At 66.8% G+C, this 7,722-nt stretch carries 7 protein-coding genes; 3 read left to right on the forward strand and 4 right to left on the reverse strand.

Features of this window, described 5'->3' with window-relative positions; translation table 11 throughout:
- Nucleotides 1–48: 48 nt before the first annotated feature.
- The 3 genes from ABD53_RS05270 to ABD53_RS05280 all read right to left on the reverse strand — a co-directional run bounded on the left by ABD53_RS05270 (nt 49) and on the right by ABD53_RS05280 (nt 1,573).
- Nucleotides 49–318 (reverse strand): OsmC family protein, encoded by a 270-nt coding sequence (locus ABD53_RS05270; RefSeq protein WP_084709329.1) that lies wholly within the window; start codon nt 316–318, stop codon nt 49–51.
- Complete coding sequence (locus ABD53_RS05275; RefSeq protein WP_047864670.1) at nt 319–528, reverse strand: hypothetical protein; 210 nt, start codon at nt 526–528, stop codon at nt 319–321.
- A gap of 67 nt (nt 529–595) precedes the next feature.
- Entirely contained in the window at nt 596–1,573 is a 978-nt protein-coding gene (locus tag ABD53_RS05280; protein WP_407690106.1) for an aldo/keto reductase, read from the reverse strand.
- Between the two features lie 264 nt (nt 1,574–1,837).
- Here ABD53_RS05280 and ABD53_RS05285 point away from each other — a divergent pair, with 264 nt between their 5' ends.
- From ABD53_RS05285 to ABD53_RS05295, 3 genes are all read left to right on the forward strand, one after another.
- Nucleotides 1,838–3,433 carry an ATP-binding protein gene (locus ABD53_RS05285; protein ID WP_160309632.1) on the forward strand — a complete coding sequence of 532 codons (1,596 nt, stop codon included), beginning with the start codon at nt 1,838–1,840 and terminating at the stop codon, nt 3,431–3,433.
- Nucleotides 3,434–3,715: 282 nt separating this feature from the next.
- Entirely contained in the window at nt 3,716–4,792 is a 1,077-nt protein-coding gene (locus ABD53_RS05290) for an ABC transporter ATP-binding protein (RefSeq protein WP_084709330.1), read from the forward strand.
- 1 nt (nt 4,793) lies between these two features.
- A complete protein-coding gene (locus tag ABD53_RS05295) occupies nt 4,794–5,630 on the forward strand; it encodes an ABC transporter permease subunit (protein ID WP_047864672.1) in 837 nt (278 codons plus the stop codon).
- An 88-nt stretch (nt 5,631–5,718) separates the two neighbouring features.
- Here the strand turns inward: ABD53_RS05295 and ABD53_RS05300 are convergent, their stop codons facing one another.
- Nucleotides 5,719–7,470, reverse strand: coding sequence for an NAD+ synthase (locus ABD53_RS05300; protein ID WP_047864673.1), 1,752 nt, complete (start codon nt 7,468–7,470; stop codon nt 5,719–5,721).
- Nucleotides 7,471–7,722: the final 252 nt, after the last annotated feature.

The raw sequence follows: 7,722 nt of genomic DNA on the forward strand, positions 1-7,722 counted from the left end.
ACAGGATGTATGGCGTCCCAATGACGCCTTTACAACCTTTACGGTGCTCTACGGGGTCTTCAGGTCGAGCTCGCTCGTGATCTCGATGCTGTCCTTTATGGAGCGGGCCACGGGACAGCTATCGGCATAGACGGACAGCACACGCTCTATGGCCTCCCGGTGCTCCTCGGCGGCGGTGAGGGTGTAGGTGGTCTTGATGCGTTTGATCACGAGCACCTTACCCTCTAGCTCTATCTCGCCGACCGACTCGGCGGTGAGCCCGGCGTTCTCCAGCGGCACTTGACGCGCTCCCAGCGCGCCGGCAAAGGTGCCGAGCAGTCAGCCACCCGCGGCGGCGACCACGTAGTCCAGCGTCGTGGCGTGGGGCTCCTCCTCGCCGGGCTCTACCCCGTAATGCTCGGCAACCTCGCTGTGGACGCCGAACAGAACCGGCGAGTCCTCGGCGGGGATACGGGCCTGGCGGATCTTGCCCTCGACCGGATCCAACTCGACCCGCGAGACGTATGCCACGTCTGACGTGCTTGCCAAAATATCTCTCCTTTCGAATGCCTCCCGGCGTAGTCTAACTCAAATGGACGGCCGTCCGCGAGACCGGCTAGCGGTTTACCGAGCCCATGTCGGCGTAGCGGTCTCCGGCGGCCGCGCCCCTGGGGGCGGCTTCGTCTATGCGGGCGAGGTCGCTTTCGGAGAGCTCTATATCGGCGGCCCCGGCGTTCTCTTCGAGGTACTTGCGGCGCTTGGTGCCGGGGATGGGCACTACGTCATCTCCCTGATGCAGGAGCCACGCGAGCGCGAGCTGTCCCGGAGTCACGTCTTTTTCGGCCGCGATCTCACGCACCCGGTCGGCGAGGTGCAGGTTCTTCTGGAAGTTCTCGCCCTGAAAACGCGGGAACCTCTCCGCCCGGGTGTCGTCCTCGGGCAGGTCCTCCACGCTCCGGTACTGGCCGGTCAGAAAACCGCGCCCCAGGGGGCTGTAGGCGACGAACCCGATGCCGAGCTCGCGGCAGGTGGGGAGTATCTCGTCCTCCACGTCCCGGGTGAACAGCGAGTACTCGGTCTGTAGAGCAGAGATAGAGTGCACCGCGTCCGCCCGCCGGATGGTCTCCGGGGCGGCCTCCGAGAGCCCGAGGTGACGCACCTTGCCAACCTCGACGAGCTCGGACATCGCGCCGACGGTCTCCTCTATGGGCACCTCGGGGTCCACCCGGTGCTGGTAGTAGAGGTCTATGTGATCCACGCCGAGCCTCTCGAGGGAGGCGTCGCAGGCCTGCCTGACGTACTCGGGACGGCCGTTCACGCCAACCCAGCTACCGTCCTCGCGGCGCTGGTTGCCGAACTTGGTCGCCAGCGTCACCTCGTCGCGCCGGCCAGAGATCGCCCGCCCCACCAATCGCTCGTTGGTGAAAGGCCCGTACATGTCCGCGGTATCCAGAAAGTCGATACCGAGCTCCAGGGCCCGGTGTATGGTGGCCTCGGCCTCGGTCTCATCCGTGGTGCCGTAGAACTCGCTCATCCCCATGCAACCCAGCCCCATCCGGGAGACGGTAAGCCCGCCGAGGTCTCTGTGTCCCAGTCTCTGACTCAATCTCTTCTCCTAACCACGCCTCCGGGGCGCGCTATGCAGAACTCGCAGAGTCTAACGTAGCCCGCCACCGCCAGGCTTTAGAGAATCACCCGGGCCCGGGAAGGCCGGCGGACCCGCCCAGTTTTCGCCGGATCTCCGACGACTCTTCTGCAAAATCTTACGGAATCCCTGCGTAAATCTCTCGGGACGAGGATGACAAACGAAGGCTCTACTTGTTACTATTTACTCAGCAACCGTTCTGGAGGGCGGGCGTTGCAAATTCCATACGCAAAAATGGGTGTGAGGTCCGGTCCCCGGACCATATCGGCCGCCTGCCTCGTAGCGTTGTTGGCGGCCGTGGCGGTCGTGGTCGCGCTCCCGGTGGACTCCACCGGGAGGAGCGTGGCGGCGGTGCTCGTCTTTTGCGCGGCCTGGGTCTTCGCGGTCGTAGGGGCCGGTTACGCGGCCTCGGTAATGACGGTCAGGGAGCGGGTTTTCTGGGGTCTGTTGGGCTCCGGTCTTCTGGTGCGCTTCTCGGGGTACCTGGGCTGGATAGGCTTGCGAGAGACCCCGGTGGTGGCGCAGACTTTGAACGGCGTATCCTACGCCTTGCTCTTCTGCGCCCTGCTGTACCTGGCCTCGCTGGCCCGGCGGCGTCTGGCGTGGGTCTCGGCGCTCGACGCAACCGCTATCGTGCTCTCTTCCGGGGCTCTGGCGTGGACGCTGGTTATAAGGACCTTCTACCCGGAGGCCGGAGCGATGGAGGCTCTGATAGCCGTGTCGCGCCCGGCACTCGACGCCGGGCTGCTGTACATCGGGCTGGTGATACTCTCCGCCAGGCGCAGGCCGCAATGGGCAAACTTCCTGGGCCCCGGTTTCCTGGCTCTGCTGATCTCCTGCGCGGTGCATCTGGGTAACGTGGGCGGCGCCCTGGAGACCGGCGGCTGGTTCGAGATGTTCGGGGCCCTGGGAGCGGGGCTGCTCGGCTGCGGCGCGGTGTACGCGGCCTCCGGGAGCGCGGGGTTCGAGACCCACCAGAAGATAGCGCCCTGGCGCGAGTTCTCGTTCTGGTTCGGGCCGCTGTCCCCGGCGGTACATTTCGGGGTAATCCTGGTCTGGGGCGCGTACAACCAGCCGCTCCCGGCCTACGCGCTGATCGTCGGCACCGGGCTCATGCTCTACTTCGCCTTCAGGATCTCGCTCATGTCCTACATAAACCGGCAGTCGGGGCTCGAAGAGGTGGAGGCCACCCGCCAGGACGAGCGCAACAGTTTGCTAGAGGAGCTGCACGAGACCGTAAAGCAGGGCGTACACGGCGTCTCGTTGACGCTGGACTCCGCCTCCGAGGCCGCCAGGCTCGGCGAAGGCTCGGTGGTGAGTGACCGGATAGGCCGCGCCCGCGACGCCATCCGGGAGGCCGAGTACAGGATATCCCACCCCTACGACGAGCTCCGCTCCCGGCACGGGGAGGACGATCACCACCCGGCGGGCTCTTTCCTGTGCTACCGGCTATCCCGCTTCGAGGAATACTTCGGCATAAAGGCCCACAAGGGCCTCCAGAGCCCGCTAGAGAGCCTGGACGAAGACCAGATGGAGGCGGTGAACCGGATCGCGGTCGAGGCCTTCTGGAACGTCGCCAAGCACTCCCGGGCGCGCAACCTGTACCTCGAAAGCCGCCGGGTGGGCCGGGTTCTCATAGTCCGCATCCGGGACGACGGGAGAGGCTTCGACGCGGCGAACCCTTCCTCGGGAATGGGCCTCCTGCTGATGCGCCGCCGCGCCCGCGAGGCCGGCGCGGACCTCGACGTCATCTCCAAGCCCGGCGTGGGCACCACGGTACAGATCAGATTCCGCCCCAAAAACTTCTAGAAGAACTACTAGACAGGGGCGGCGAGAGACGGCGGAGAATAAGCGAGGCCCCGGAGGCTCGTCGCCGGTGGGCTTCTGGGTTCTTGTACGTTTGTACGCCCGGCTCGTCCAGAAATCTATCCCGGTTTTACCCGGTAGCGCACGTCGGATGGGGCGAAGATTCGCCCTGCCGTGTTAGACAAACTCTCCGGCGGTGGGCGAGAATACCGCCGGGCCACAGGGCACCCGGGAGCCTGTAGAGTCTGAGAGGCCGAGAGACCGAGAGGCTGAAAGGAGCTGTTATTGGCCGAGGAGACGGAGAATAATAGTTTACTGGTCGAGACGGAGGGCCTGACCAAGAGGTACGGGAAGGGGATCACGGCGGTGGACGGCCTGGATCTCGTCGTCGGGCGCGGCGAGGTCTACGGCTTCCTCGGGCCCAACGGTGCTGGCAAGACGACCACGCTGCGGATGCTGCTGGGCCTGATCACGCCCTCCTCCGGCCGGGCCACGGTGGCCGGCTATAGCCCGGGCTCCCCCTCGGGTCTCGCGAAGGTAGGCTCGCTCGTGGAGTCACCCGCCTTCTATCCCTATCTCTCGGGCCGCGACAACCTCAAGGTAATAGCCCGCTACTGCGGCGCGCCCGAAAGCCGGATAGCCGGGGCGCTGGATACGGTAGAGCTCTCCGAGCGGGCGAAGGACAAGTACAGGAAATACTCCCTGGGCATGAAGCAGCGGCTCGGGGTCGCCGCCGCGCTCCTAAAGGACCCCGAGCTCCTCATACTGGACGAGCCGACCAACGGCCTGGACCCCAAGGGAATGGCCGACATGCGGACCCTGATCCGGGGTCTCGGCACCGGCGAGAGGACCGTCCTCCTCTCCAGCCACATGCTCGGGGAGGTCGAGCAGATCTGCGACCGGGTCGGCGTGATAAGCGAGGGTGAGCTCGTAAGAGAGGGCACCGTACAGGAGCTCAGGGGCGGCAGCGAGCTGCTCGTCCGGGCGCGCCAGCCCGCAAAGGCCCGGGAGATAGCCCGCGGTCTGCCCGGGGTGGAGAGCATCAGCGAGGGCCCCGGCGGAGACGGCTCGCTCAGGATCTCGGCCTCCCACGCGGAGGACGGCGACGACGCGACGGCGGACATCGAGCGGTGGGCCGCCTCCATAAACGCCCGGCTCGTGGGTTCGGGGGTGGAGGTCAGCGAGCTCCGGTCCGTGGAGCAGTCCCTGGAAGACGTCTTCTTGGAGCTTACCGGCCAGCCCGCGGAGGGGCCCGCCGGGGACTCTGCCGAAAGCCCGGACGACCGGGAGACGGCCGGCGAGTCTACAGCGTCCACGGCACCCGCAGAGTCCGCAACGTCTACGAATAAAGAGGAGGGGTAGCGTGGCATCCAGCTTCGGCGCGGAGCTCTTCAAGCTCAGGAAGCGGCCCGCGACCTGGGTTATAGGGATCATCTTCGCGGCCGCGACCCTGCTCTTCGGGTACCTCCTGCTGTATCTGGTGACGGTCGCCGTCTCGGGCGGCGGCCAGGGGGCCCCGCAGCAGGGCCTCCCCCCCTTCCTGCTGCCGGAGAGCTTCCTGACGAACGTGCTCGGCACGTTCGCGAACTTCGGCACCGCGCTCGCCCTCATACTCGGCGCACTCGCGATGGGCAGCGAGTACGGCTGGGACACCTTCAAGGTCAGCCTCACCCAGCGCCCGGGCAGGCTCGGCTTCCTGGGCGGCAAGCTCCTCGCGGTCGGGGCCTTGCTGCTGGTGATCACGCTCGCGATCCTGCTCCTCGGCGCGGCGGCGAGCTACGTCATCGCCCTGGCGGAGGATGCGACGGTAGAGTGGCCCTCGGTGCTCGACATCCTGGAGGGTATCGGCGCGGGCTGGCTAATCCTGGCGACCTTCGCCGCGATGGGCGTGGGCCTGGCCGCGCTGTTCCGGGGCACCGCGCTCGCCATCGGTATCGGGCTGGTGTACGTCCTGGTGCTGGAGAGCCTGTTTATAAGCCTCGCCTCCCAGAACGAGACCATCTCGAACATAGGCAAGAGGCTCCCGGCGAAGAACGCGCTCGACCTCTCGGGCTCCTTCGGTCAGACGCCGCAGGCCCTCAGCGGCGGGGCGCAGGGGAACACGGTAGAGCCGGGTACCGCCGTGCTCACGCTCGGCATCTACGCGGTCGCTTTCCTCGCGTTGGCCGTGCTGCTCTTCAGGAGCCGCGACGTAACCTAAGCGCCGTAGAGCGGTGTAGATCAGCTCATAGTGGTATGAAGGGTGCTTTCGGTGAGGGACCGGGCCTCGAAGGCCAGGGGGAGGCTCTCTAGGGGCCGTCTTCGGGGGCGCGCTCGCGGTAGCGGTTTACTATCGGCATGCGGCGGTCGCGGCCGAAGGCGCGGCTGGTGACCTTGATGCCGATGGGCGCCTGGCGGCGCTTGTACTCCGCCGCGTCCACCAGGCGCGCTATGCGGTGTACGTCGGCGGCGTCGAAGCCGGAGGCAACTATCTCGGCCTCCCCCTTGTCGTCCTCCACGTAGGCTTCGAGGATGGGGTCGAGGATCTCGTAGGGCGGCAGGGAGTCCGAGTCGCGCTGGTCGGCCCGCAGCTCGGCGGAGGGTTCCTTGCGTATCACGTCCCCCGGCACGACCTCGCGGCCCTCGGCCTCGTTGACGTGCTCGCAGATGCGGTACACGAGGGTCTTCGGCACGTCCTTTATGACAGCGAAGCCGCCGGCCGAGTCGCCGTAGAGGGTGGAGTACCCGACGCTCATCTCGCTCTTGTTCCCGGTGGATAGCACGATCCAGCCAAACTTGTTCGACAGCGCCATGAGGATGTTCCCCCGGATGCGGCTCTGGAGGTTCTCCTCGGTCACGTCCTCCGGCAGCCCCAGAAACACCGGGGCGAGCATGTCCCGGTAGGCGTCGAACGCCTCGCCTATCGCCACGGTCTGGGTGTCCATGCCGAGGCTCTTCGCCTGCGCGGCGGCGTCGGTGTTCGAGGCCCCGGAGGTGTACTCGCTCGGCATCAGGACGCCGGTAACGTTCTCCGCTCCGAGCGCCCGGACGGCCACCACGGCGGCCAGCGAGGAGTCTATACCGCCGGAGAGCCCGAGCACGGCCCGCGAGAAACCGTTCTTGGCGAAGTAGTCCCTCAGCCCGAGCACGAGCGCGGCGAGCACCTCCCCCTCTTCGGAGTGCGAGGGCTCTACCCGGGGCTCGACGGGATCTTCCTCCTCAGTGCCCTCCATCTCCTCCAGAGGTTTGCTTTCCCTGGGCACCCCGATGACCGAGAGGTGGTCGGAGGTTTCCTTGCGGGGGCGCGGATCGTGCAGACGGCGCACGAGCGCCTCCTCGGGGTGGAGGTCGGCGATCAGGAGGTCCTCCTCGAACTGCCGGGCGCGGCAGACGAGGTTCCCGCCGGGGTCAAAGACGGCGGAGCGCCCGTCGAAGACGAGCTCGTCCTGGCCGCCGACGAGGTTGCAGAACAGCACGTAGCAGCCGTGGTCCGAGGCCCGGACGCCGAGCATCCGCTCCCGGTACAGCCCCTTCAGCCGGTGATACGGGGAGGCCGAGACGTTCAGCAGCACACTCGCCCCGCCGAGGGCCTGCTCGCGCGCCGGGCCGACCGGGTACCAGATGTCCTCGCACACGCTTACGCCGACCAGCGAGCCGCCGAGTGAGAGTGCGGCGGTCTCCTCGGCCTCGCGGAAGTAGCGGTTCTCGTCGAAGACGCCGTAGTTGGGCAGGTGGCGCTTGTGGAATCGGTGGAGCACCTCCCCGCCAGAGAGGACGGCGCAGGCGTTGTAGAGGTCGCCCGCGAGGTCCACGAACCCCACTGCGGCGACGACCCCCGGCGGCACCCGGCCCGCTAGCTCCTCCAGAGCCCGCAGGTTGTCCTGCACGAACGCCGGCCGCATCAGCAGATCCTCGGGCGGGTACCCCGTGATGGTCAGCTCCGGAAAAGCGACGAGCTCGGCCCCGGCCCGGACGGCGTCGTCCAGGGCGCGGGCGGCCCGCTCGGCGTTGCCCCACACGTCGCCGACCGTGGTGTTGATCTGTGCCAGGGCGACCCTCATACGCCCAATATACCAGCGAGCCCGGCGCGGCGCGGCCAGTGGGCCGGTGGGTCTCCGGCCACATCACCGGGCGCATTACCGGGCAATCCTCGGCCCCGGAGCGGGAAATCACTGGGACGAGGGGTTAGGGTAAATCGACATTTGAGATAGCATCACTTCACTCGCGGACAAGAGACCGAGTGAGGTAGAGATGCCTAAACGCTACGAGCTTACAGACAAGCAATGGCACCAGATAGAGGATCTGCTACCCGG

Source organism: Rubrobacter aplysinae (genome assembly GCF_001029505.1).
In the GTDB taxonomy this organism is placed as follows: domain Bacteria; phylum Actinomycetota; class Rubrobacteria; order Rubrobacterales; family Rubrobacteraceae; genus Rubrobacter_A; species Rubrobacter_A aplysinae.